Here is a 22,468-nt window from a genome sequence, read left to right as displayed (position 1 = left end):
CCAGACGGAAGTAACCGATCCGGTTTTTACGTATGCTCAATGATATCTAAACAAACAGCTTCAGCCGAGCATTAGTATCAAACGAACTTATTACGATAAATCGTGATACGGAACTATTTTAAAGTCACTACCTTGCAATGAACAGTACTGAATGCTATGATGATTTCAACACTACTGAACAATACACACTAGCGATAAATGAAGCTATTAAGGAGGAACCTGTGTGAATGTGAACATCCAGTTCAAAAAGGGAGTATTGGAGCTGTGCGTCCTGGTACTAATCAACCGCCAGGATCGGTATGGCTACGAACTGGCTCAGGCGGTCTCCAAACATATCGAAGTTGCTGAAGGTGCACTGTATCCCTTGCTTCGCCGGCTTGTAAACGACGGTTACTGCACCACCTACCTGCAAGAATCAAGTGAAGGACCGCCGCGTAAGTATTACCGACTGTCCGATACAGGTCGCGAGTATATGACGGCACTGACGACAGAGTGGAATGAATTTGTGCGCAATGTCGCAAATCTGATGGAGGAAGGAACTCATAATGAATAGACAACAATTTATGCAGGCCATGGAAATTCATCTACGGCCGATGGAACCGCAGGAACGGGCTGAATTGCTCGCAGATTATGATCAACATTTCGAGCTTGGGCTCAGAGAAGGCAAACTGGAAGAAGAGATCGCTCGGGAGCTGGGACAGCCGGAAGAGATCGCCAAGGAAGCACTCGGTGATCGTTATGACATGCATACGCCGGGTACAGATGCGTTCTATGCACCGACGTATCGCGAAATGCGATCCCCCAGAAACAGCACCAGAGCTACGCGCAACTTCTTTACAGCCGTTGGTCTGTTATTCCTGAATCTGATGCTTGGCATTCCAATTGGTCTCACGCTATGGTCAGTATGGCTTACGCTTGCCAGCCTGTCCTTACTGGTATTGGCTCCTGTGGCAGCAGTTGTGGACTTCGTCTTTCTGGGCCAACTTGATAAACCGGAAATCTTCGTTGCGATTGGTGCATTCGGTGTCGGCATTTGTTTTGCCATCGCATCGAAGTACGTTTTTAGAGCCTTCAAAAACATTACTCTTCAATACATTCAATGGAATAAAAACATGATGAAAGGAGATGTTCCCGCATGAGTACCAAGAAATGGCTTGCGCTAGCCGTGATCTGTATCGGAATAGGTTTGCTTGGAACTTCCATCTATGGTGTTCAGTTCGGGGATAAACGGGAGCATTATTCCAAACGATGGGATTTCAAAGCGGATGAATTGCAGAATATGATCATGAATGCTAATTTCAGTGCAGATATTGAATTTGTCGTAAGTCCGGATTCGAACGGTTATATCGAAGTGGATGGAAAATTTGACCCTGCCGTAGTCAAGAGCTTCGAACAGGCCACTATATCCAACGGCACATTCCAACTATCTCAGACAGAACGTGAACAATTGCAATTCTTCACCCTGTACTGGAATGATCTAGACTCCACAATTACCGTGGCTCTGCCTGAAGGACACCAATTAAATGAGGTTAAGCTGGACTCTTCTTCAAGTGACTGGCATCTGACGGACCTTACTGCAAAACAGCTTGAGCTGAATAACACCTCAGGTTCCATACGTCTGGAAAACATCAAGGTACCTACTATTGAACTTTCTCTCACTTCAGGTAACATTAACGCTTCCTTGATTAATGGAGACATGACCGTGAAACAGACATCCGGGAACTTCACTGCGGATCAGGTAGCTGGTCATGTAAATAGTAAGATTCAATCAGGAGAAATTGAGATCACTGAGTTAAACGGCGCAGCCGATGTTCAATTCACTTCGGGTAGCATTCATATTGAACAGTCCCATTCCGCCCCGATTAATGCTTCCGGAACATCAGGTGATATTTTCATTCAAGCTGCACCTGATTTTGACGGAATTTATGATGCTAGGGCTACTTCCGGAGATGTAGATGTACCTGAATCGCCAATGGTAAGCCGGGAAGTGATCAAAGCCCGTACCTCTTCAGGTAGTATCGAGATCACCAAATAGTGATGAAGCAAATTTCCGAACTGTGGGTAATATAGTATAATCAAATGCCAGTCCAATTCTAAGGAGGAATTATCCACATGGAACTTAAAAATAAAACTGCTGTCATCACAGGTGCCGGAAAAGGTATCGGTCGTGCCATCGCTGAAGCCCTTGCCAAAGAAGGTGTGCACCTTGGCCTTATCGCACGTACCGCTTCCGATCTACAGGCGCTTCAACAGTCTCTTAGTCAAGAATACGGTGTGAAAGTAACCAGTGCTGTAGCAGATATCTCGGATCGCACACAGGCGGAAGCCGCTGTAGCAGCCATTGAGATGGAACTTGGTGCGGTGGATATTCTGATCAATAATGCAGGTATCGCAAGTTTCGGCACACTGCTGGATATGGACCCGGAAGAGTGGGAACGCATTCTGCATGTTAACGTTATGGGTACATATTACGTCACACGTGCTGTCCTTCCAAGCATGATCAAGGAAAGTAGCGGCAGTATCATCAATATTGCTTCCACTGCAGGTGAGCGCGGATTCGCTACAGGTTCGGCATACTGTGCATCCAAGTTTGCGCTACTCGGCATGACTGAATCCCTGATGCAGGAAGTACGCAAGTCCAACATTCGTGTGACCGCACTGACACCAAGCACAGTTAATACAGAGCTTGCCACCAATGCCGGACTGAAAGTTGGCGACGAAGATCGCATGATGCAAGCGGAAGATGTAGCTGAACTTGCAATCGCAACGCTCAAGCTGTCCGACCGTGTCTTCGTTAAAGCAGCAGGTATCTGGACGACGAATCCACAATAGATAAAGCGCTTCTGATTTTTGTAACGAATCTCAACGGCGTTATTTCGCCAGAAGTCTGTGGAGATTCGCTAACTCGGACTTGAAATACTGAAATAAAGCGTCTAAGATTCGTTACATCTCAATATCTGCTTTAAATCATCTACAAAGGCTCACTCCGTTTGTTAGAAATACGAAAGAGGACGTTTCCCATTGTATGCATGTTCGCATGTTCATGTACTTGGGCGACGTCCTTTTTTAATTCTACAAATGATCCAAACCTAATTCCTTGGACACTGCAATGAGCACCACCGCAGGCTCCTCACCGATATTGGTCACTTCATGAGGCACTACCGCATTCCAGGTAAACGAATCACCCGCTTCAAGAACTTCCACATCTTCGCATTGCTCTGCACGAATCTTGCCCTGTAACACCAGATGGCTTTCCTCCCCGGCATGTTTGCTAACTCCTGTTGATGCGCCTGGAGGCAATTCTACAATGGACATACGCATTGCACCTTTGGCTGTAAGCTGCTGTACTTTGATCTGTCCGCTTCCTGCTGTCGTCTCCTTGCGCTCGTTCTTGCGTACCACATTCATCCGTTGCTCCGGTGTCAACAGCAAATAGGGAAGTGGCACTTCCAGATAATCCGCAATACTTTCAAGCGTAGCAATGGACGGTGACGTTTTGTTATTTTCTACGTTGCTAATAAAACCTTTGGACAAACCGGTTCCCTCACACATCTGCATGATTGTAATCTGTTTCTGCTTGCGGATTGTACGAATAGCCAAACCAATATCCATATGGCGTCCCTCCCCATTAATCTAATTAAGCACCAGGCGCACTACGCTTGGCTTCTTCAGGTTATCTATTCGCCACGTGTCTCAACAAATATAATTCAGTTGCACAGCGACACTTCTTTTAATACCATTCAAGGTTTCTTATAAACAACATATATTCATCATACAAAAAAAGTATTGACCCTACAATGAAACCATGATAAATTTTGTTCATAAATAAGAATATTTATTTCATATTGGTGAACTTTATTATCCAAACGATAGTTGTAACTCATTTCCTTATCAGGTGGTGTTGTCAATGCATTCTCCTTATATACATGAAGTCCGTTTACCGTCCCATTACAATGTCAATCAACGTTATCCTGTGATTTTTGCCTTACATGGCATGGGATCAGATGAGCAGGATATGCTTCGATTAATGGAGCCCTTGCAGTCTGATTTTATTATTGTTGCCATCCGTGGGCCTATCGTTCAGGGTAGTGGTTATGCTTATTTTCAGATTAAAAGCATTGGCAATCCCGTCCGTGAATTGTATGATGCCTCCGTGCTGGGGCTGCAACAGTTGATTGTTGATCTGTCCGCCAAATATGCGATTGATCCCACGCGGCGTTATATCGCCGGATTCAGTCAAGGTGCCATTATGGCGATGACCCTATCACTGATCATGGGAGATGGCATTAAAGGCATTGTCGCCATGAGTGGGTACATCCCACAATTTGTGAAAGAGGAGTACAAGCTGCAACCCGATTCGGAGCTGTCTGTGTTCATCTCCCATGGGGATCAGGATCATCTATTCCCGCTACAACTGGGCGAAGAAAACGCCGATTTCTTCCGTCAACATACCAATCACGTCACATATGTACCATACAACGGTGGGCATCAGGTGACCCCCGATCTATATCAACAATTCCAACAATGGCTTCGGACAGATGCAAATCTGACTTCCGAAGACCCGAAAGGACTGAATTCATAATGATGCCATCCCTGTTTATTGCTCACGGTGCCCCATCACTGGCACTGGAGGAGAATGTGTACACCGAATTTTTGCAGAAACTTGGACAGGAACTACCAAAACCCAAGGCAATCGTATTGTTCTCTGCTCACTGGGAATCCACAACTCAACTTGTATCCTCTGTAGCCAACTATGAGACCATTTATGATTTTGGCGGTTTCCAGCCCGAACTGTATCAGATCAAGTACCCGACTCAAGGGGATTCTGAGACTACAGCCGAGGTGCAGCGCCTATTTGCAGAAGCCGGGATTCCGGTACAAACGGATGATGTTCGTGGCCTGGATCACGGGGCTTGGGTTGTTCTGCGCTTGCTTTACCCAGACGCGGATATTCCCGTAGTTGCCTTGTCCGTGAATCGTTATCTGACAGGTGAGCAGCAATATCAGGTCGGACAAGCGCTCGTTTCCTTGCGTGAGCAGGACATTCTCGTTATTGGCAGCGGCGGGACCGTTCATAATCTGCGTCGATTGAACTGGGAAAGTAACGGCGTTGACCCGTGGGCATCCGAGTTCGATAACTGGCTGCATGACAAGCTGGTGAGTTGGGATACAGAGTCTCTCTTCTACTATGATAAATTGGCACCGTCAGCGCAAGCCGCCGTGCCTACGCCGGAGCATTTTGTACCGCTACTGCTCGCCATGGGCGCTGGAGACCAGAATAAGCAGGCATCCCTGCTGTTCAAAGCCTATCAGTATGGCAACCTGAGCTTGTCCTGTTGGAAGTTTGATTAAAGAGGACGAGTAAAAGATTAGTTTCATTTATATAGTAGATAAATAATAAGCGTGGGTTACAGGGATTGCCTCTGTAACTCACGCTTTATTTGTTGTTAAGAGCGACAACAACCGTCTTTGAATAATGAGACCATTGTAGTATGTAAAGCAAGGACTCCGGTTTCTTGTATGCTTTTCCGGATTATAACTATAATATGAGGTGAAATCAGGCACAGTTTACTCGCATATCACTCACCATATTATCTGAATAGCTCATACGGAGGGGAATTGGATGCCAGAACAGCGTATATATGAATTGATGGATGAACTGGATATGTTGCTGGAGGAGAAGGTACAGGATGAGGAAAACCGGGAGCTGCTCACCGCATATCGCGAGTTTGAAGGTGTGACGGATGAGCAGCTTGACGCATTCGAGCGTGAACAAGGTATTCGATTGCCTGCTGATTTTCGTGCGTTTTATAAACGTAAAAATGGGAGCGGTTATGCCTTTCACGTCTTGTATCCAAGCCTTGAGGATGGACAGGAATCCGAACCATTTTACCTGTTATCCCTGGAAAAGATTCAAAAGGAGCAGTCCACCCTGGTGGAGAACCGCATGGATGATTATTTTACCGAAGAAGAGATCCGTGAGCTTGATCCCCGAATCAAACCTTACCTTTTTCAGAAAAAATGGGTTACGTTTGGCAAGCTTGGAGGCGGGTCCTTGTATCTGATGTTCGACTTTGATCCGACAGAGCAAGGAACAGTTGGGCAGATTATCATGTATGTGCATGATCCGGATTTTGTATATTACGTGGCTGGAACGTTTACGGAGCTTTTGGAACAGTCCAATCGGAACTTACGTGCCTTGGAGGCCATTGAATACTAAGATCCATATGATGATATGACCTTTTTTGCATAATGCTGGGATATGTCAAAGCGGTTATAATAACATTTAGTGGAAATGCACATGCTATATAGATAAACTGCCTTTTCTACACCTAATACATTGATCTGGGAGGAACAACCGAAGTGGCTGAACAACCGAAGTCTGAGAGCTTTATGTCTCTCGTCAAAAAAGGAAACACATCTTCCGCCGTAGCGATGGCAGGTAATGCTATTCTTGCCGTGTGCAAAGGAGGAGCCTTCCTATTCAGTGGCAGTGGCGCCATGTTTGCTTCAGCGATGCATTCATTGGCCGATGCCATTAACCAAGGGTTTGTCTTTGTCGGAAGTGTGTTGTCTGAGAAAAAACCTACACGCCGCTTCCCAACCGGATTCGGACGGGTCATTAACATCTTCTGCATGATCGCCGTGATTGTTGTGACGATTATGGCCTATGAGACCATTCATGAAGGGATTCACCTGCTGCAACATCCTGCCGGTCATTCCGGGGGACTCTGGATTAACATCGGTGTGCTCGTCTTGAACATTCTCATCGACGGTGCGATTCTAATCAAAGCCATGAAGGAAATTCTAAAAGAAGCACGCGCACCCAAAGCCGCCGGATTTGCCTTGGTCCCTGCTGCCATCAAAAACGTTGGCCGTGCTGCGCCACCAACCCGTCTCGTATTCTACGAAGATGTTGTCGCTGTACTTGGTGCCCTGCTTGCATTGATCTCTGTTGTGGTGATTGCCTTGACCAATTTTGCATTGCTCGATGGCATTGTGACAACGATTATCGGATGTCTGATGATCGCTGTAGCCTTCCGTGTCGGTTATGATAATATGATCGGATTGATCGGAGTAGCGGCTCCCCAGGATATTGAGGACAAAGTATCCCAAACCATTCTGGCAGACCCACACGTTGCTGACATTCAGATGATGCGTATCATTCAGGAAGGCCGTTATTATCATGTGGAAGGTCTCATTGAGTTGACCAAAGGACTCAGCCTGGCTGATGCGGATGACATCAAGTTCCGTATTCAGGAGAAGTTGATGACAAACCCCGACATCGCGGACGCAGCCATCTCCATCATTGAGGATGACGGCGTGAACAGTTGGGGCAAGAAACATTCCGATGTGGTGAAATAACAAGCTTTGCTTTGGATAAAAAAAATGACAGAACCCACTCTTCAACAGAGTGGGTTTTTGGTATGTTCAAGTGTACACTCATCTAGGGAGTATAGTTTCTCAAATTTACGTACCTAGACTTTGGTCTAGGTTCATTTTAACTCCAAAGACGGAGGATAGACTTTTCCAGTTCATGGTATGCTGTGAGTAACGTAAGTATTGCTCTACATACAACCGTTCGGAAATTGATCTTGTATTGAGAAGGAGAGATATTATGGCTAAACGTACGATCCTTGCGCCTGTTCTCATTTTGCTGGGCGTGTACCTGATTCTGAACCAGGGAGGTTCACTCGGTCCGGGTACAATCTTTGCGACCTTCTGGCCCACGTTATTCGTAATTCCGCTTGGACTGTTCTTCCACTGGCTGTACTTCTCCATGATTGGCAGAGGGGTTGGACTGCTGGTTCCCGGAGGATTGTTGCTCACTGTGGGTGTTGTCTGCCAGATCGCCATGCTGTTTAACAACTGGGGTACGATATGGCCGGGCTTCATTCTGGCTGTAGCTGTTGGTTTGTTTGAATTGTACTGGTTCGGTGGTCGGAACAAATGGTTGCTGATCCCCATCAACATTCTAACGGTTATCTCCCTGTTGTTCTTCGCCGTAATGTCGATTGGCACGATGCTGAGCAGCTTGAGCTTTATCCAGCCGTTCGTGGCGATTGTGCTGATTATGGGTGGGGCATGGATCATGGTGGGTCGCAAAAAGCGCATGTAGTGGCAATTATATAAGATGAATAGGATGCGGGGTCACACTGAGCCACTCCGCGTGCAGAATAATCTTTCGATCGCTGTTATCCCCGGATTTTTTTGATTCCCTTTTACAATGGGAAAATCCGGGGATAAAGGCGAACGCTCCGCTTCTATAGCTTATTTCTGCCCGCTCCGTTAACGTTTGATCTTTAATGTTCATCTTATATGGCACTTCAAGCGCTATTGCTCTGAAGTAGGTAATATAAAAAAGGGTTGCAGCTTGTCATTCAAGTGAAATGACGAGCTGCAACCCTTTTTGTTTTTTTTCAGAATCTAACGAACTGTTCACACGCTAATGACTCTACTTAATAAGCCACGGTGAATCGTTATCAGATGCTATTACCTCTTATTTACTGTGCATTTTAAACTCCAGGAACAGGTCGTTATAATGCGAGAGCATTTTTTTGCCCAGATTATCGTAGACCTCCAGCTTGCCTGTCAGTGTCTCGTCTGGATAGAAACGTTCATCCTCGGAGATGTCCTCTGGCAGCAGCTTAAGGGCCTCAGCGTTCGGTGTGGAATACCCGACATACTCCGCATTGCGAGCGGCATGGTCGGGGTCCAACATGAAGTTGATAAACTGGTGTGCCCCTTCAATATTCGTCGCCGTCTTCGGAATAACCATGTTATCAAACCAGAGGTTCGAGCCTTCTTCCGGAACCATGTAATCCAGTTTGTCATTCTCATCCATAATCTCCGACGCATCCCCGGACCATACAAGTCCAACTGCCGCTTCCTCGTTCGCAAGCAGCATCTTGATCTCGTCACCCACAATTGCTCTGACGTTCGGCGTCAATGTAGACAGCTTCTTCAGTGCTTCTTGCAGATGGTCTTCGTTGGTATCGTTCAGGGAATACCCGAGACTGTTCAATCCCATGCCAATGACTTCGCGTGCGCCATCAAGGAGCAGGATTTGATTTTTCAGACGTGGGTCCCACAAGTCATTCCAGCTATCAAACGTCAACCCGTCCACCAGTTCAGGATTGTATACAATCCCCACCGTGCCCCAGAAATAAGGAATGGAGTACTTGTTGCCTTCATCAAAGGACAAGTCCATGAATCGCGGATCAATGTTGTCCAGGTTGGTTAATTTGCTATGATCGAGTGGCACGAGCAAGTCTTCTTCTTTCATTTTGCTAATCGCATATTCAGAAGGAATCGCCACATCAAACGTCGTACCGCCCTGCTCAATCTTGGTCAGCATCGCTTCATTGGAATCAAACGTCTGATAGATGACCTTAATGCCCGTCTCGTCCTCAAACTCCTTGAGCAGATCGGGGTCGATATAATCGCCCCAGTTATAGATGGTCAGCGTGTTGCCGCCAGAATACCCCTGACTCTTGTTCAGATACGAAGCCAGGATCATCAGGGCAAACGCGGCCACAAAAACAAGTGCAAATGTCCGTACCAGTTGCTTCATGGACGCAGCCCCTTTCCTCCGGGTGGTATCCGTGTTGCACGGCGATTAATGAAGTAATATCCAACCACCAGCAGCACCGTGAGCAGGAATAACAGGGTAGACAACGCATTGATGGACAACGATACGCCCTGCCTTGCTCTGGAGTATATCTCTACCGAGAGTGTGGAGTATCCATTACCCGTGACAAAAAATGTTACTGCAAAATCATCAAGTGAGTACGTCAAGGCCATGAAGAATCCGGCAAAAATACCTGGTTTCACGTATGGCAGCACCACACGCGTCAGAATCTGCCATGATCCTGCACCCAGATCGCGTGCCGCATCCATCAATGTTGGGCTCATCTCCTGCAGCTTTGGCAGGACCATGATCACGACAATAGGTACACTGAATGCGATATGAGATAGCAGGACCGAAGTGAAGCCCAGTTTGATGCCAATCATGGTGAACAGAATCAGGAATGACGCACCAATGATGACATCGGGACTCACGATCAGCACGTTGTTGAGTGATAGCAGCGTATTCTTGGTCCGTTTGCGACGCACATGGTAGATCGCCAGTGCTCCTGCTACACCAAGGATTGTTGAGATCGCCGATGACAGGAGTGCAATGATAAATGTATTCAGCACAATGATGAGCAGCCGTGTATCGGCGAACACCTCTCTGTACCATTCAAGCGTGAATCCTTCGAAGCTGCGCATGTGACCGCCGCTGTTGAAGGAATAGAAGATCAGATACGCAATCGGTGCGTACAGAATGGCGAATACAACGGCCAGATAGACGTTAGACAGCTTTCCGTTTCTTCCCATTACGCACCTCCTTCTTGCCTGATCCGGTCAGGAACATAATAATCGCCATCGCAATAATCAAAAAGACGGCAATCGTTGAACCCATCCCCCAGTCCTGGGTAACGAGAAAATGCTGTTCAATCGCTGTTCCCAGCGTAATCACACGGTTTCCCGCAATGAGGCGGGTAATCATGAACAGGGACAGCGCAGGAATAAATACAGCCTGACAGCCTGATTTCACACCGCTAATCGTCAGCGGAAAGATCACCCGGCGGAATGTCAGCCACGATGAAGCCCCCAGATCACGCGCCGCGTAGATCAACGATGGATTCATCTCTTCCAGCGCATTAAAGATCGGCAGAATCATGAATGGAATGAAGATGTACACCGAGACAAAGATAAAACTGAAGTCGGTGAACAAAATCTGCTGTGTGCCAATACCCACCACTTCAAGCAGGGAGTTGGTCAGACCATACGTTCCAAACAGCCCGATGAAGGCGTACGCTTTTAACAGGAGATTGATCCAGCTTGGCAGAATGATTAGCAGCAACCACAGCTGCTTGTGCTTCGTCCGGGTCAGCATATACGCCGTCGGATATGAGATCAGCAGCGAGAACGCCGTAATCAGAAATGCATACCAGAACGAACTGAGCGTCATCTGCAAGTACACCGGTGTAAAGAACCGGGCGTAGTTGCCAAACGTGAAGTTACCCTCCACATCGAAGAATGAATAATAGATGACCAGCAGAACCGGCGCCACAACAAACAACACCATCCATAATACATATGGAATCAGATACGCATTGCGTGTGCTGGCCTTAGTCTGCATGAGCGGCCTCTTGATAAGCTTCAAGTCGCTTGTCGAACTCTTCTTCGGTCTCGTTAAAGCGCATGACGTGTACAGCTTCCGGGTCAAAATAGAGCCCAATCCGCGCGCCGACAACGGCTTTTTTCGTTGAATGAACAAGCCACTCATTGCCCGCATCGTCGTACGTGGATATCTCGTAATGCACCCCGCGGAATAACTGGGAGTCCACATTAACCTTCAGCTTGCCTTGTTCTTCGGTTGTAATCTCCAGATCCTCTGGACGAATGACAATCTCTACCGGCTCGTCCGGCTGGAGACCCTGATCCACACACTCGTGTTGTGCGCCAGCGAATTCCACCACAAAGTCCTGCTTCATTTTACCCGATACAATGTTTGATTCCCCAATAAAGTCTGCTACAAAGCGGTTAATTGGCTCATCATAGATATCATTCGGTGTACCGCTCTGTTGAATCACGCCGCCATTCAGGACAAAGATCTCATCCGACATCGCCAAGGCCTCTTCCTGATCATGCGTAACAAAGATAAACGTGATGCCCAGTCGCTGTTGTAGCTCCCGTAATTCATACTGCATTTCGGTCCGCAGCTTCAGATCGAGTGCTGACAAAGGCTCGTCCAGCAGCAGAATCTCGGGTTCGTTCACAATTGCGCGTGCAATCGCGACACGCTGCCGTTGTCCGCCAGACATTTCACCAATTTCACGGTTCTCATAACCGGACAGATTGACGAACTTGAGGGCTTCCAACACTTTGCTGCGAATTTCAGCCGTTTTCATCTTTTTGATCCGCAAACCAAAAGCTACGTTCTCAAATACATTCAAATGTGGAAATAACGCATAATCCTGAAATACGGTATTCACCTGCCGCTGGTGGGCAGGCACCTTGTTGATAAGCGCACCGTTAAAATAAATACTGCCCTGTGTCGGCTCCGCAAAACCGGCAATCAGCCGCAATATCGTTGTTTTCCCGCAGCCCGATGGGCCAAGAAGCGTATAAAATTTACCCCGCTCAATCTCAAAGCTGACTGCCTTCAATACGGCTTCATCCTGATCGTATTGCTGAGTCACCGCTTCGAAGCGGATAATCGGTTGTTGTTCTGACATGCCTCACATCGCCCCCTTATACTTGAGGTACCTCTTCATTCTGTACACTTTTGTTCATTCATCCTTATAGATAACCCATCTATTATATATGATTCAGGTATATCCGCAATGGTTTTGATGTAAACGCCACGTGTCATATCTTCTTATTTTATAAAATTCTGCATACATTACGGGTAATGCAGATAATACGTACCCATATGGAGTGAATGAAGCACGTTTAGGATTCCATTTTATGTGTGAGAGGAGTCTTGGCTCTTGGATATTCGTCGTAACCTGCCTTTGCTGATGACCATTTGTTTCCTTAGTCAGATGGGCGGATTCATGATCCTGCCCCTGTTTCCTTTGTTTATTGAGGAATTCGGCCTGTCTGGCTGGATGATGGGGGTTATTTTTGCGCTTTTCTATGTGGGGAAAGTGATTGGCGGTGTTCCTGCTGCGGCAATTTATAAGAAACTCGGGGGTAAACGCGCGCTCATCCTCATGCTGTTACTGCTCGCTGTCTGTATGGGTGGCTTTGCGGTGTCTACTGCTGCGGTGTTGTTCGGCCTGCTCCGGCTGCTGCAAGGGTTGGCTTCCACCGGGCTTACCGTGGTCGTGCGTTCCATCATCGGGGATGGGGGTAATGTAGACAACCGCGGCCTGTACAATGGGTATATCAGCAGCAGTGAAGGCGGCGGAATGGTGCTTGGTCCGGTCATCAGCGGCTGGCTCGCGCTGCACTGGCCCTTGTCGGTTCCTTTTCTTCTTGTTACGTTATGTTGTCTGATGGCTGTGGTCGCTGCGATGGGGATGAAGACGACGGCACCAGTTAGAGCTAATCATGAATCTGGGGAACCGCTGAACGATCCTCAATTAGAAAAACCTTCGGCTGATGTGAAGCCAGAACCTCTGGACAACTCGAAACGCTCGGTGCTCCATACGGATGACACCTCTCCTTTACCTTCAGCGACCTCTGGCCTAACCACAAGGCTTACCTGGCGTCAGCAGCTTCTCGGCTACGGTACGGTACATTTTCTGGAGATGAGCGCTTATGCGGTGTTTCTCACCTACTTCGCACTGTATGCAGCTCACATCATGCATTGGGACCCCTTTGCAACCAGTCTCGCCTTCACCATATCCGGGATTTCTACGCTTGCCGCTGCTCCCTTTGTCGGTTATCTCTCTGATCGGATGGGCGATCGTCTGTTGCTTTGCATGCTCGGTATGTTCCTCATTGGAATCGAAGTTGCTGTATTTCTGAGCACGTCCTCCCATCTATGGGTGTACGTTGGCATGCTGATTGGCGGGGTTGGCGGTGCATGTTACATGGACTCGTTCTTTGCTCATATCGGTGATCACATACCAGACGAGAGTCGAAGCTCCGTTATAGGCAAAATTGTCTCTGCGGCCGAGATCGGCTCCATCGTATCTCCACTGGTTGCAGCCCTGCTGATGGAGGTTGGCTCACTATACTCCGTGTTTGTGTTCAATCTGGTGCTCATTGCGGCAGCCATTGCCGTTCAGGGTGTAATGCGCAGTCGGTATAAGACAAAACGGGTGTAAATGCAAAAGGGAGATGTCCCACAATTCATGAACATGATGGAGGACATCTCTTAATTGACATAATTATTTTCTAACGAACTATGCAAGTCTCATTCGCTTCAATTTCCACAGAGCTGTAGTGTAACGAATCACAGAGACGCTATTTCCTCGATTTGTTCATCCTACATCGGTTTCAGGCAGGTTAATGCCATTATAACGCCACTGAAGTTCGTTAAATTATAATTCCACAATTAATTCGCCGGGTAAGGTGCGCTCGGTTCGTTAGCTCTGCAACTCATGAGACAAACCATTTCGACGGCCACCTCTCGATTATCCTTTTTCCAATAATGTTGCTATGTGCACTGCATTTTCTTGGATTTTGCTTTTTAAGTAAGGGTCAGTCCTGTCAGGTAATTCGGTTGGTTTGTAAAACTTTGCTGCAAGAACTTCAACCCCATCTGGCTTTAGTTCTCCCTCATACTCCGTGCAAATATAACCAATGACCACATTATAGTATTCATGCCCGTTTCTTAATTTCGTATATAACTCTTTTCCTGAGAAGACGCCATACAGATGAAGTTTCTTAATCTCTATCCCAATCTCTTCTCTGACCTCTCGTATTGCAGACTCTTCCACCGATTCGCCGAGCTCCATAAATCCACCCGGTACTCCCCAAGTGTCATCCAGATGTCGAACCAACAGAATCTCACCCGTCTTATTCAAGATCAATATACTCGGTCTCACCAGAATAACAGGAGCATTGCCAACCATTCCTCGCAACGTTTCAATGTAACCCATGGATTGTTCCCTCCCTTATGTGGAGCCATAACCTCATTATAGTCATGTTATATATTTCCATATAGAGAAAGAATATTCTTCGTTTATTCCTATTTTAAAGCCCTCCCTTTGATAAAAAAGGATCACAAAAAATAACCCGTCTGCACAATTTAATGTGCAAACGGGCATTTCATTGGTGCATCTCCGGCCTGTGGCTGGGGATGCTCTACCTGTGCATTCTGCTGCTCGCTGCTTCGCGGCTCCACGGCAGATGCCACGCCATCTTTCGGCGTATACGCCTGATCCTGATGGAAAAAGTTCGGCTTCACAATCTCATTGCGATAGGAGCTGTGAAAAATATGCGTCGTCGCCGGGGACACTGGCGGGATCAGCCACACCCAATCCCCGGTCAGCTCACGCCCAGCCTTCTCTTCCCGCTGTTCAAACATCGCAAATTGCGCTGCCGCCGTGTGGTGATCCACAATGCTCACGCCTGCTTTCTTAAACGAATGCAGCACAGCGACATTCAGCTCCACCAATGCCCGGTCCTTCCACAAAGTTGTTTCACTGGACGTATTCAACCCAAATGCTGCCGCCACCGCAGGCAGCTTGTTATACCGGAACGTGTCCGCCAGATTACGGGCACCGATCTCGGTACCCATATACCAACCATTAAACGGCGCTGCCGGGTAGGATATTCCACCAATCTCCAGACGCATATCGGCGATCATCGGCACACCATACCAGCGCATACCCAGCTCAGCAATCTCCTTCTGCTCCGGATGCTCGATCATCACTTCCACAATCTCTTCTTCAGGTATAACATACCACTCTGGCGCTTGTCCTTGTGCCTGAATAATGAGCGGTAACACATCATAAGAGCTACCTGCTCCTTGCCAGCCAAGGGATATGGCAGCCTTGGTCAACTCCACGGAAGCAGGATCTCCAATAATACCTTGCTCTGTCTCATATCCTGCATAACGAATAAGCTGATGATTCCAGATACGTACCGGAGCTCCATTCGGTCCATCTGGTGGAAGGATCGTAATCATCGGGATCACTTTGCCTCCGTTGGATGCCACATGAATATGATTCAACACAGCATCCGCTGCCATTCCTGCCGTATCGGCATGACGGGCATCCACAATCCGTAATTTATCCCAGAACAGCCGACCGATGCAGCGGTTGCTGTTCCGCCAGGCCATTTTGCAACCTTGCTCCAATTCTTCTGTGGTATGCATATAGGTACCTGTTACCTCGATCTCCCCCATAACGACAACAAGCCGGGCCTGCGCTTCTTCACGCGAATGGCCCAGCTCTTCATAACATGTATATATAAACCGTTCAGCTTCTTCCTGCAATTGTTCCAGGTCTGACCGCATCATTCATTCCACCATTCTGTACATCTTGGATGCCATCATTATACGGCAAGCGCACTGGATTTGTAAGCGAACGGACGGTTTGTTCACGGACTCTACATATCGTTGTCAGGATGAGGGGTAACTATGCTTATTTGCCCAAAAATGCGTTTAACATCCAGACCTCTTTATCCAGCGCAGCGGTGAAACCAATCAGCATATCTTCCGTTGCGTTATCCTCTGCTTCTCCTGCTTCGTGAATGCCTTGATGAATCACTTCCACCATCGTACGCAGATCAGCAACTACCGACTCTACCATACGCTCTGCAGACAACTGGCCTTGTGCCTCTTCAATTGGAGACAGACGCAGCTGTTCAGCCATCGTAGCCACCGGACGTCCACCAATAGCCAGCAAACGTTCTGCAATTTCGTCCATATTGGCCGTAGCCAAATTGTACAGCTCTTCGAATTTGGCATGCAGTGTGAAGAAATGAGGTCCTTGGACATACCAGTGGAAGTTATGCAGTTTCGTGTATAGTACAGACCAACCTGCGATCTGACGGTTCAGGACCTCTTGAAGTGCTGTGGCGTTGTTGGCAAAAGTGTTGTTCCTAGTTTGGATTGTGCTCATGGAATTTATCCCCTCTCGAATATAAAAATAGAATTTAAATGATTGTTATGGCGTTGCTTTGATTCATTATTTTAATTTAGACTTAATCTAAATCTTGTTTTAATTATAACACTACATTTATAGTTTGGGAAGGCTTTTGCACTGTCTTATGAATGAAGATTCCATGAAGTACAGCTTCATAGAAACGACGGCAAAGGCACTTAGACAAATGATTTGAAGCAAATTTCTCCCCCAACCTATTGGAGCTATGATAAACTCATCTGATTAGGTTACCATCAATTTTATGGATAAGATGAGATGATACTCATATTAAAGACAATTTTCGTTACAGGAAGTTAACTTAGTCACGATTGCGGAGGTAAACATGAGGATATTTCAATTTAAACAAGAGTCCGGGAAGAAGATTACCCAATTTGATTCCAATTTCGTCATGTCACGTATTACGCAGACAGACAAAACAGCTCATATCGGATGTATGCACTTGCCTGAGGGTGGAGTAGTAGGTTATCACCAAGCTGTGGTTCCTCAACTGCTTTTGATCGTAAGCGGAGAAGGCTGGGTAAGAGGTGAAGCCAACGAATACATCAAAGTGCATTGTGGCGATGCCGTACTCTGGGATAAAGATGAATGGCACGAAACCAAAACAGAAGCTGGACTCATGGCCATTGTAATTGAAAGCGAGGAGTTAGACGCCTCATTATTGTTGCCGTTATAGAAGGTATTAATAGAGGTTTGGCGTAGTAAATGGCGTCCTTCTTTAACACTAAAAAGCAGACCTGCACCTAAACGGTAACAGGACTGCTCCTTTAAACATATATCTTCTTAAACACGGACAACCTCAAAAGTCAGAATACGACTGATCTCCTCATAGCTCGATGCTACAAAATGTGGCTGATGATCGGATTCCGGCAGCGCCTCCCGATGGTTGAACCAGATAACCGTCCAGCCTGCATCCACTGCACCTACCACATCATTACGCCACGAGTCTCCAATGTAATAGCTGGAACGGGCATCTGTCCCGGACTGCTTACTCACATAGTCAAACAATCTGCGATCCGGTTTCGCATAACCAGTCGTACCAGAAATGAAGATCAGATGCTCGTCCACGAGACTGAGCACATCCAGTGCTTCAAGCTTGCGCCGCTGATGCTCTCCTTCTCCATTGGTGATTAGTCCAACGGTATGGCCCTCTGCCTGAAGCCTTCTAATTAGCTCAAAGGCTCCTTCAAAAGGCACAATCTCAAACTGTCTGCTCAGATACTGAGCTTGCAGTTCTTCAGCCTGACCCGGTTGTAGGGGGAGTCCGAATTCTTCCATCGTCAACTCAAACCTCTGACGACGCATTCGCTCTACCGCATCTGGCTCTGGTACAGCGGACAGATCTTCTTGTGCAGACAGCCAGTCACTATAATAACGAAAACGGTGATAAACCTCAGCAAAAGGAAAGTCATCCGTCAGGCCGAGAACATCCTGCAACGCGCCACGAAGCGGCTGCAAGTGATCATATAACGTATCATCCACGTCGAAAAATATCGTTTTGGCATTATTTACTATATTCATAATTGTTACTGATCCTCCTGCTCCTGTCTCAAGCATTCTCTTCTTACTACTATATATGTAATCCTATGCCTCGTCCAAAATGGATTTGGTAAACGTGGACAATCAATAATTGCTACATCCCAGTTACTGGAATATAATTTATTAAGGAACACATCCAAAATGATTAAAAGGTGGAATGAACATATGAGTACTACAGTAGAGAAATGCACCGATTGTGGAAGCACATCTTTCGTACAGGCATCCGACTTCATTAATCTTCGTCCATTGGATAAGAAATTGTCGATTGGTTCAGAAAGGGTATATACCGTTTGTTTGGATTGCGGAGAAGTGGTCTCCATTAAGGTGATAAATCCAGAGAAATTAATATAAACAGGGTTCGTATTAACTATAATTACAAGAACATAATAATACGTATATGAATTTGCCAAAAAGAAGCCCCGGTTCACTTGAGTGAACCGGGGCTTCTTTTTCTTATAGAACACACCAACGATATAACAACGAATAATCTAATCAATCATCGGAAGAATACCACCAGATGTGTCTATCCCACTTATACAATCAACGATACAACCTTACCTGCATTCACATCAATCAGGCCATGGTCCGTAATCTTCAGCGCGGGACTTACTGCAAGAGAATGGGTACTGATCGACATGATCGGGTTGTAATGCACGTACCCAAGAGACAACATCGCTGCTCTCAGTTCCTTCACTTGATGGGACACCACTGCAAGGGGCTCTTCCGTCAAAATGCCACCTACGGGAAGTTCCAGATGGGATAACACCTTGCCGTCTTCCACGACACAGAACCCACCCTGGCTCGAAATTACCGTGTTAGCTGCGAGTATCATATCTTCACGATTGCGTCCCACAACCAGCAGGTTGTGATTGTCGTGTGAATATGTGGTAGCAATAGCACCACGTTTGATGGTGTCTCCACCGATCAGACCATGTGCATGATTGCCGTTCACGCCATAACGTTCAAAGGTTGCGATCTGCGCATATCCGCTTTCTTCCCAGCGCAATTCGCCATCCGCAGACTGAATCGGTGCAATATGCTCCTCCACAAAAGTAGAACCATCCTTGACCATCATGACACGACATTGATATTCACCTTCGCTAGCGAGATCAATACCTGATCCACTGACTTTCGGGTCTGACAACTGAATTGCAAAGTCTGCTACGCCCAGCTTCTCCAACTGTACACTCTTGTAAAAGTGAGGTGGGAACTGTCCACTGATCCGGTCCTGCTTGTACGGTTCGTAGTCGTCATAAGCTTTACGGCCATTTTTGTACACCTGCTCTACTGCAAGTGTATCTAAATTGGACAGCAGCACATAATCCGCCACTTTACCTGGGGCAATACTGCCGCGATCAGTCATTTTCATCCGGGAAGCAGGGGTAGATGTTGCTGCATAGATCGCGTCTTCCGGGCGCATTCCCATCTGAATTGCCTTACGTACGATATGATCCAGATGTCCTCGCTCCACCAGCGAATCCGGCATTACATCATCCGTTACGAAGCAGAAATGCTGCGCCACATCATGTTGAATCAGGTATTCCATGACTTCCGGGGTCATCGATTTCTCCTGAATTTCAATAAACATGCCTGCCGCAATTCGCGCCTGTAATCCCTCAATGCTCTGATGGGTATGATCGGAATCAATACCTGCGTAGATCAGTCGATGCAGATCGAGTCCAAGCAGTTTCGGTGTATGTCCTTCGATCACGAGATCGGGATAGTTTTTGCGAATATGTTGTAAAATCTGATTGGTCTTGCACTCCGGATCACGGATGACATCGACATAGTTCATGATTTCTCCCAGACAGATGATCTCACCAGTTGCGAGCAACACATCCATGTCTTCGATCTCAATCGAACCACCTGTTGTCTCCATCGGGGTTGCCGGAACGGAGCTTGGGATCGCATAGAACATGTCCACCGTGGTCTCTCGACTCGCGGCCATCATCTCCTGCACCCCTTCAAGCCCAAACACATTCGCCATCTCATGCGGTTCTGCGACAATGGACGTTACTCCACAACCAATCAGACCATGAGAAAAGGTTTCCGGTGTCACCATCGTGCTTTCGATATGCAGATGGATATCAATCAGGCCAGGAATCATGTACCTTCCCCGCGCATCAATGACTTCATCTGCCTGAATCATCTCCTGCCCGCCGGGTCCAACGTATAGGAATCTGCCGTCCAACACAGCAACGTTGTTCATTTCAAACCGTTTATAATAACTGTTATACACATGTACATTCACAATCAGTTGATCTGCACGCATGGGACATAATCTCCTTCTTCACAAGCATTTCACCGCGATCCGAACCGGACAATGAACCTGCACTTTAATCTGCTGTACTGCACATGACTGCGCACCACTGCCATCGCCCGGAATCACCACATGAAATGCTTTCTTTACTGCTCTTATTTCTTTAAGCTATTCCAACCATTCACGGCTACTCCACCAGTACAAGCTTGTCCTGTGGGAAAATCAGGTTAACACGCTGACCGCTAAGGTACGGTGTTTCCATCTCCTGATTGGCTGTAAAATCACCAAGCTCCGTCTCAACCACATACTGATAACTGCGTCCCAGATACGTACTCACTTTAATAATCCCAGGCAAGGCGTTCACGACATCTGCAGAAGTATCACCACTAACGATCAGATCATCCGGGCGAATTGCGCCTTTGCGAGCACCGGGACGTGCTGTACCAGGATGTGCTGTTGCCGTAAATGTGCGTCCACCCGCATGCAATGTGATGAGTTCACCTGCATCGCTGCGATCCGCGAATTCAATGAAATTATGGAAGCCGATAAACCGTGCGACAAACTCCGTTGCCGGATATTTGAAAATCGTTTCCGGGCGGTCGAGCTGCTCAACCACGCCTTTATTCATAATCGCGACCTGATCCGAGATTGAGAAGCACTCTTCCTGGTCATGAGAGACATACAGCGTTGTAATACCCAGCTCTTGCTGAATCCGGCGAATCTCCACCCGCATGTTAAGGCGCAAGTTAGCATCCAGGTTACTGAGCGGTTCGTCGAACAAGAGCAGGTCGGGCTCAATGACCAATGCACGAGCAATTGCCACACGCTGACGTTGCCCACCGGACAGTTCTTGTGGAAAACGTTTCTCAAACCCATTCAGGTTAACCACTTCCAGGATTCGCATCACACGGGAAGAGATATCCTTGTCTTTGACCTTGCGCATCCGCAGGCCAAAGGCCACGTTGTCATAGACCGACAGATGCGGGAATAACGCATAACTCTGAAATACAAATCCGAAGTTCCGCTTGTTCGCGGGAACCTTCGTATAATCCTTGCCGCCGAACATAAACTTGCCCTGTGATGCTTCCAGGAATCCGGCGATGAGGCGCAGCGTAGTTGTTTTGCCGCAACCGCTCGGTCCGAGCAGGGAGAGCAGTTTACCTTTTTCCAGCTCCAACTGAAAATCCTTCAGGATTGTCTGCTTATCGTATGCCACGGATACGTGGTCTAATGTCAGCAATGCCATAGCGTTCTGCGCCTCCAATTAACGTTTAGTAAAGTATGAAAATCCGCCCATGATCCGTTCGATCACGAACATTAAGAGTCCGGTCAATACCATCAACAGCATGGAAATCGCTGCAATCGTTGGGTCAAAGTAATTCTCCACATACGTCAGCATCTGGATTGGCAATGTGCTTACCCCCGGTCCAGTCATGAACACGGAGATATCCACGTTGTTGAACGACTCCAGGAAGGCAATCAGCACCGCAGCGATAATTCCTGAACGGATGTTGGGCAGCACAACTGTGAAGAACGTTCTTACCCGTCCCGCACCAAGACTCAGCGCCGCTTCTTCCACGGCAAAGTCAAAGCTCGACAGACTCGATGCGATAACCCGAATGATGAATGGAAGCATGATGATCGTGTGACCAATCAGCAATCCGAGATACATTGGCAGATGGTAGATGACGATCAGATATTTCATCAATGTAAAACCAAGTACGATTCCCGGGATCAGTACCGGTGACAGGAACAGTGCGTTCAGCACGGACTTGCCTTTAAAATCGTAACGACTAAGTGCATACGCAGCCGGAACTCCAAGCACCAGCGCCAACAGGTTCCCCAGCAGGGATATGATGATGGACGTCTGGAACGTACGGAGGAAACCGCCTGTGTTGAAAATATTCTCATACCAGCGGAAGGAGAACCCTTCCGGCGGAAATTTGAGTACCGTTCCCGGTTCAAACGAAGTGACCGATATGATCAGAAGCGGGCCCAGCAGAAAGATAAAGACCAGCAGACTGAACAGGCCCAGCCCGATATGTTTCTCCCGCAT

24 protein-coding genes are annotated in these 22,468 nt (G+C 47.3%); 12 read left to right on the top strand and 12 right to left on the bottom strand.

All coding sequences use genetic code 11. The annotated features are described in order from the left end of the window. The first annotated feature begins 223 nt into the window (after window positions 1–223). The 4 genes from ACE3K2_RS19635 (at window position 224) to ACE3K2_RS19620 (ending at window position 2,832) form a co-directional block, all read left to right on the top strand. Window positions 224–553, top strand: a complete 330-nt coding sequence (locus ACE3K2_RS19635; RefSeq protein WP_421893915.1) for a PadR family transcriptional regulator — start codon at window positions 224–226, stop codon at window positions 551–553. After that, window positions 546–1,139 carry an HAAS signaling domain-containing protein gene (locus tag ACE3K2_RS19630; protein WP_421893912.1) on the top strand — a complete coding sequence of 198 codons (594 nt, stop codon included), beginning with the start codon at window positions 546–548 and terminating at the stop codon, window positions 1,137–1,139. The genes ACE3K2_RS19635 and ACE3K2_RS19630 overlap by 8 nt, the downstream gene beginning before the upstream one ends. Beyond that, a complete protein-coding gene (locus tag ACE3K2_RS19625; RefSeq protein ID WP_421893909.1) occupies window positions 1,136–2,035 on the top strand; it encodes a DUF4097 family beta strand repeat-containing protein in 900 nt (299 codons plus the stop codon). The genes ACE3K2_RS19630 and ACE3K2_RS19625 overlap by 4 nt, the downstream gene beginning before the upstream one ends. Window positions 2,036–2,112: 77 nt before the next feature. Next, complete coding sequence (locus tag ACE3K2_RS19620; RefSeq protein ID WP_421893906.1) at window positions 2,113–2,832, top strand: 3-ketoacyl-ACP reductase; 720 nt, start codon at window positions 2,113–2,115, stop codon at window positions 2,830–2,832. A 240-nt stretch (window positions 2,833–3,072) separates the two neighbouring features. On the opposite strand, the gene ACE3K2_RS19615 is transcribed toward ACE3K2_RS19620, so the two are convergent. After that, window positions 3,073–3,612, bottom strand: a complete 540-nt coding sequence (locus ACE3K2_RS19615) for a helix-turn-helix domain-containing protein (protein ID WP_062836837.1) — start codon at window positions 3,610–3,612, stop codon at window positions 3,073–3,075. Window positions 3,613–3,907: 295 nt separating this feature from the next. Between ACE3K2_RS19615 and ACE3K2_RS19610 the strand changes: the two genes are divergently transcribed. From ACE3K2_RS19610 to ACE3K2_RS19590, 5 genes are all read left to right on the top strand, one after another. Then, window positions 3,908–4,582: an alpha/beta hydrolase gene (locus tag ACE3K2_RS19610; protein WP_421893903.1), complete on the top strand. Its 675-nt coding sequence runs from the start codon at window positions 3,908–3,910 to the stop codon at window positions 4,580–4,582. After that, window positions 4,582–5,352, top strand: coding sequence for a DODA-type extradiol aromatic ring-opening family dioxygenase (locus ACE3K2_RS19605; RefSeq protein WP_421893900.1), 771 nt, complete (start codon window positions 4,582–4,584; stop codon window positions 5,350–5,352). Before ACE3K2_RS19610 ends, ACE3K2_RS19605 begins: the two co-directional genes overlap by 1 nt. Before the next feature lie 271 nt (window positions 5,353–5,623). Next, window positions 5,624–6,220: an SMI1/KNR4 family protein gene (locus ACE3K2_RS19600; RefSeq protein WP_421893897.1), complete on the top strand. Its 597-nt coding sequence runs from the start codon at window positions 5,624–5,626 to the stop codon at window positions 6,218–6,220. Between the two features lie 143 nt (window positions 6,221–6,363). Beyond that, window positions 6,364–7,365 carry a cation diffusion facilitator family transporter gene (locus tag ACE3K2_RS19595; RefSeq protein WP_421893894.1) on the top strand — a complete coding sequence of 334 codons (1,002 nt, stop codon included), beginning with the start codon at window positions 6,364–6,366 and terminating at the stop codon, window positions 7,363–7,365. Window positions 7,366–7,618: 253 nt separating this feature from the next. Beyond that, window positions 7,619–8,119: a hypothetical protein gene (locus ACE3K2_RS19590; RefSeq protein ID WP_421893890.1), complete on the top strand. Its 501-nt coding sequence runs from the start codon at window positions 7,619–7,621 to the stop codon at window positions 8,117–8,119. Between the two features lie 381 nt (window positions 8,120–8,500). On the opposite strand, the gene ACE3K2_RS19585 is transcribed toward ACE3K2_RS19590, so the two are convergent. Genes ACE3K2_RS19585 through ACE3K2_RS19570 form a run of 4 tightly spaced genes read right to left on the bottom strand, consistent with a single transcriptional unit; the run spans window position 8,501 to window position 12,287 of the window. Beyond that, window positions 8,501–9,574 carry an ABC transporter substrate-binding protein gene (locus tag ACE3K2_RS19585; protein WP_339238439.1) on the bottom strand — a complete coding sequence of 358 codons (1,074 nt, stop codon included), beginning with the start codon at window positions 9,572–9,574 and terminating at the stop codon, window positions 8,501–8,503. Continuing rightward, window positions 9,571–10,380, bottom strand: a complete 810-nt coding sequence (locus tag ACE3K2_RS19580; protein ID WP_062836831.1) for an ABC transporter permease — start codon at window positions 10,378–10,380, stop codon at window positions 9,571–9,573. The genes ACE3K2_RS19585 and ACE3K2_RS19580 overlap by 4 nt, the downstream gene beginning before the upstream one ends. Further along, the gene (locus ACE3K2_RS19575) at window positions 10,355–11,188 is read right to left on the bottom strand and encodes an ABC transporter permease (protein WP_017691799.1); all 834 of its coding nucleotides are present in this window, start codon (window positions 11,186–11,188) and stop codon (window positions 10,355–10,357) included. The genes ACE3K2_RS19580 and ACE3K2_RS19575 overlap by 26 nt, the downstream gene beginning before the upstream one ends. After that, window positions 11,178–12,287 (bottom strand): ABC transporter ATP-binding protein, encoded by a 1,110-nt coding sequence (locus ACE3K2_RS19570; RefSeq protein WP_421893884.1) that lies wholly within the window; start codon window positions 12,285–12,287, stop codon window positions 11,178–11,180. The genes ACE3K2_RS19575 and ACE3K2_RS19570 overlap by 11 nt, the downstream gene beginning before the upstream one ends. A gap of 255 nt (window positions 12,288–12,542) precedes the next feature. Between ACE3K2_RS19570 and ACE3K2_RS19565 the strand changes: the two genes are divergently transcribed. Continuing rightward, window positions 12,543–13,829 (top strand): MFS transporter, encoded by a 1,287-nt coding sequence (locus tag ACE3K2_RS19565; protein WP_421893881.1) that lies wholly within the window; start codon window positions 12,543–12,545, stop codon window positions 13,827–13,829. A gap of 309 nt (window positions 13,830–14,138) precedes the next feature. Here the strand turns inward: ACE3K2_RS19565 and ACE3K2_RS19560 are convergent, their stop codons facing one another. The 3 genes from ACE3K2_RS19560 to ACE3K2_RS19550 all read right to left on the bottom strand — a co-directional run bounded on the left by ACE3K2_RS19560 (window position 14,139) and on the right by ACE3K2_RS19550 (window position 16,574). Next, entirely contained in the window at window positions 14,139–14,606 is a 468-nt protein-coding gene (locus tag ACE3K2_RS19560) for an NUDIX hydrolase (protein WP_421893878.1), read from the bottom strand. A 149-nt stretch (window positions 14,607–14,755) separates the two neighbouring features. Further along, a complete protein-coding gene (locus ACE3K2_RS19555; protein WP_421894312.1) occupies window positions 14,756–15,967 on the bottom strand; it encodes a nitric oxide synthase oxygenase in 1,212 nt (403 codons plus the stop codon). 127 nt (window positions 15,968–16,094) lie between these two features. Beyond that, complete coding sequence (locus tag ACE3K2_RS19550; RefSeq protein ID WP_421893875.1) at window positions 16,095–16,574, bottom strand: Dps family protein; 480 nt, start codon at window positions 16,572–16,574, stop codon at window positions 16,095–16,097. Between the two features lie 364 nt (window positions 16,575–16,938). Here ACE3K2_RS19550 and ACE3K2_RS19545 point away from each other — a divergent pair, with 364 nt between their 5' ends. After that, entirely contained in the window at window positions 16,939–17,289 is a 351-nt protein-coding gene (locus tag ACE3K2_RS19545; RefSeq protein ID WP_421893872.1) for a cupin, read from the top strand. 107 nt (window positions 17,290–17,396) lie between these two features. Here ACE3K2_RS19545 and ACE3K2_RS19540 read toward each other — a convergent pair whose 3' ends face one another. Then, window positions 17,397–18,134: an HAD family hydrolase gene (locus tag ACE3K2_RS19540; protein WP_421893869.1), complete on the bottom strand. Its 738-nt coding sequence runs from the start codon at window positions 18,132–18,134 to the stop codon at window positions 17,397–17,399. Between the two features lie 183 nt (window positions 18,135–18,317). Here ACE3K2_RS19540 and ACE3K2_RS19535 point away from each other — a divergent pair, with 183 nt between their 5' ends. Continuing rightward, window positions 18,318–18,503, top strand: a complete 186-nt coding sequence (locus ACE3K2_RS19535; protein WP_421893866.1) for a hypothetical protein — start codon at window positions 18,318–18,320, stop codon at window positions 18,501–18,503. A gap of 181 nt (window positions 18,504–18,684) precedes the next feature. Here the strand turns inward: ACE3K2_RS19535 and ACE3K2_RS19530 are convergent, their stop codons facing one another. The 3 genes from ACE3K2_RS19530 to ACE3K2_RS19520 form a co-directional block, all read right to left on the bottom strand. Beyond that, entirely contained in the window at window positions 18,685–20,424 is a 1,740-nt protein-coding gene (locus ACE3K2_RS19530) for an adenine deaminase (protein ID WP_421893863.1), read from the bottom strand. A gap of 175 nt (window positions 20,425–20,599) precedes the next feature. Then, window positions 20,600–21,658 carry an ABC transporter ATP-binding protein gene (locus ACE3K2_RS19525; protein ID WP_133386176.1) on the bottom strand — a complete coding sequence of 353 codons (1,059 nt, stop codon included), beginning with the start codon at window positions 21,656–21,658 and terminating at the stop codon, window positions 20,600–20,602. A gap of 18 nt (window positions 21,659–21,676) precedes the next feature. Continuing rightward, complete coding sequence (locus ACE3K2_RS19520; RefSeq protein WP_421893858.1) at window positions 21,677–22,468, bottom strand: ABC transporter permease; 792 nt, start codon at window positions 22,466–22,468, stop codon at window positions 21,677–21,679.

Source organism: Paenibacillus sp. (assembly GCF_048976745.1).
Taxonomy (GTDB): Bacteria; Bacillota; Bacilli; order Paenibacillales; family Paenibacillaceae; genus Paenibacillus.
The sequence above is the reverse complement of the archived record's forward strand: the minus strand, read 5'-3'. Positions and strand labels throughout refer to the sequence as shown.

Coding starts and splice junctions, on each gene's coding strand:
- ACE3K2_RS19585 (WP_339238439.1), bottom strand. CDS start 9,574: ATGAAGCAACTGGTACGGACATTTGCACTTGTTTTTGTGGCCGCGTTT.
- ACE3K2_RS19580 (WP_062836831.1), bottom strand. CDS start 10,380: ATGGGAAGAAACGGAAAGCTGTCTAACGTCTATCTGGCCGTTGTATTC.
- ACE3K2_RS19560 (WP_421893878.1), bottom strand. CDS start 14,606: ATGGGTTACATTGAAACGTTGCGAGGAATGGTTGGCAATGCTCCTGTT.
- ACE3K2_RS19525 (WP_133386176.1), bottom strand. CDS start 21,658: ATGGCATTGCTGACATTAGACCACGTATCCGTGGCATACGATAAGCAG.
- ACE3K2_RS19620 (WP_421893906.1), top strand. CDS start 2,113: ATGGAACTTAAAAATAAAACTGCTGTCATCACAGGTGCCGGAAAAGGT.
- ACE3K2_RS19590 (WP_421893890.1), top strand. CDS start 7,619: ATGGCTAAACGTACGATCCTTGCGCCTGTTCTCATTTTGCTGGGCGTG.
- ACE3K2_RS19535 (WP_421893866.1), top strand. CDS start 18,318: ATGAGTACTACAGTAGAGAAATGCACCGATTGTGGAAGCACATCTTTC.
- ACE3K2_RS19610 (WP_421893903.1), top strand. CDS start 3,908: ATGCATTCTCCTTATATACATGAAGTCCGTTTACCGTCCCATTACAAT.
- ACE3K2_RS19540 (WP_421893869.1), bottom strand. CDS start 18,134: ATGAATATAGTAAATAATGCCAAAACGATATTTTTCGACGTGGATGAT.
- ACE3K2_RS19575 (WP_017691799.1), bottom strand. CDS start 11,188: ATGCAGACTAAGGCCAGCACACGCAATGCGTATCTGATTCCATATGTA.
- ACE3K2_RS19570 (WP_421893884.1), bottom strand. CDS start 12,287: ATGTCAGAACAACAACCGATTATCCGCTTCGAAGCGGTGACTCAGCAA.
- ACE3K2_RS19600 (WP_421893897.1), top strand. CDS start 5,624: ATGCCAGAACAGCGTATATATGAATTGATGGATGAACTGGATATGTTG.
- ACE3K2_RS19545 (WP_421893872.1), top strand. CDS start 16,939: ATGAGGATATTTCAATTTAAACAAGAGTCCGGGAAGAAGATTACCCAA.
- ACE3K2_RS19630 (WP_421893912.1), top strand. CDS start 546: ATGAATAGACAACAATTTATGCAGGCCATGGAAATTCATCTACGGCCG.
- ACE3K2_RS19625 (WP_421893909.1), top strand. CDS start 1,136: ATGAGTACCAAGAAATGGCTTGCGCTAGCCGTGATCTGTATCGGAATA.
- ACE3K2_RS19520 (WP_421893858.1), bottom strand. CDS start 22,468: ATGCGGGAGAAACATATCGGGCTGGGCCTGTTCAGTCTGCTGGTCTTT.
- ACE3K2_RS19550 (WP_421893875.1), bottom strand. CDS start 16,574: ATGAGCACAATCCAAACTAGGAACAACACTTTTGCCAACAACGCCACA.
- ACE3K2_RS19530 (WP_421893863.1), bottom strand. CDS start 20,424: ATGCGTGCAGATCAACTGATTGTGAATGTACATGTGTATAACAGTTAT.
- ACE3K2_RS19605 (WP_421893900.1), top strand. CDS start 4,582: ATGATGCCATCCCTGTTTATTGCTCACGGTGCCCCATCACTGGCACTG.
- ACE3K2_RS19615 (WP_062836837.1), bottom strand. CDS start 3,612: ATGGATATTGGTTTGGCTATTCGTACAATCCGCAAGCAGAAACAGATT.
- ACE3K2_RS19555 (WP_421894312.1), bottom strand. CDS start 15,967: ATGCGGTCAGACCTGGAACAATTGCAGGAAGAAGCTGAACGGTTTATA.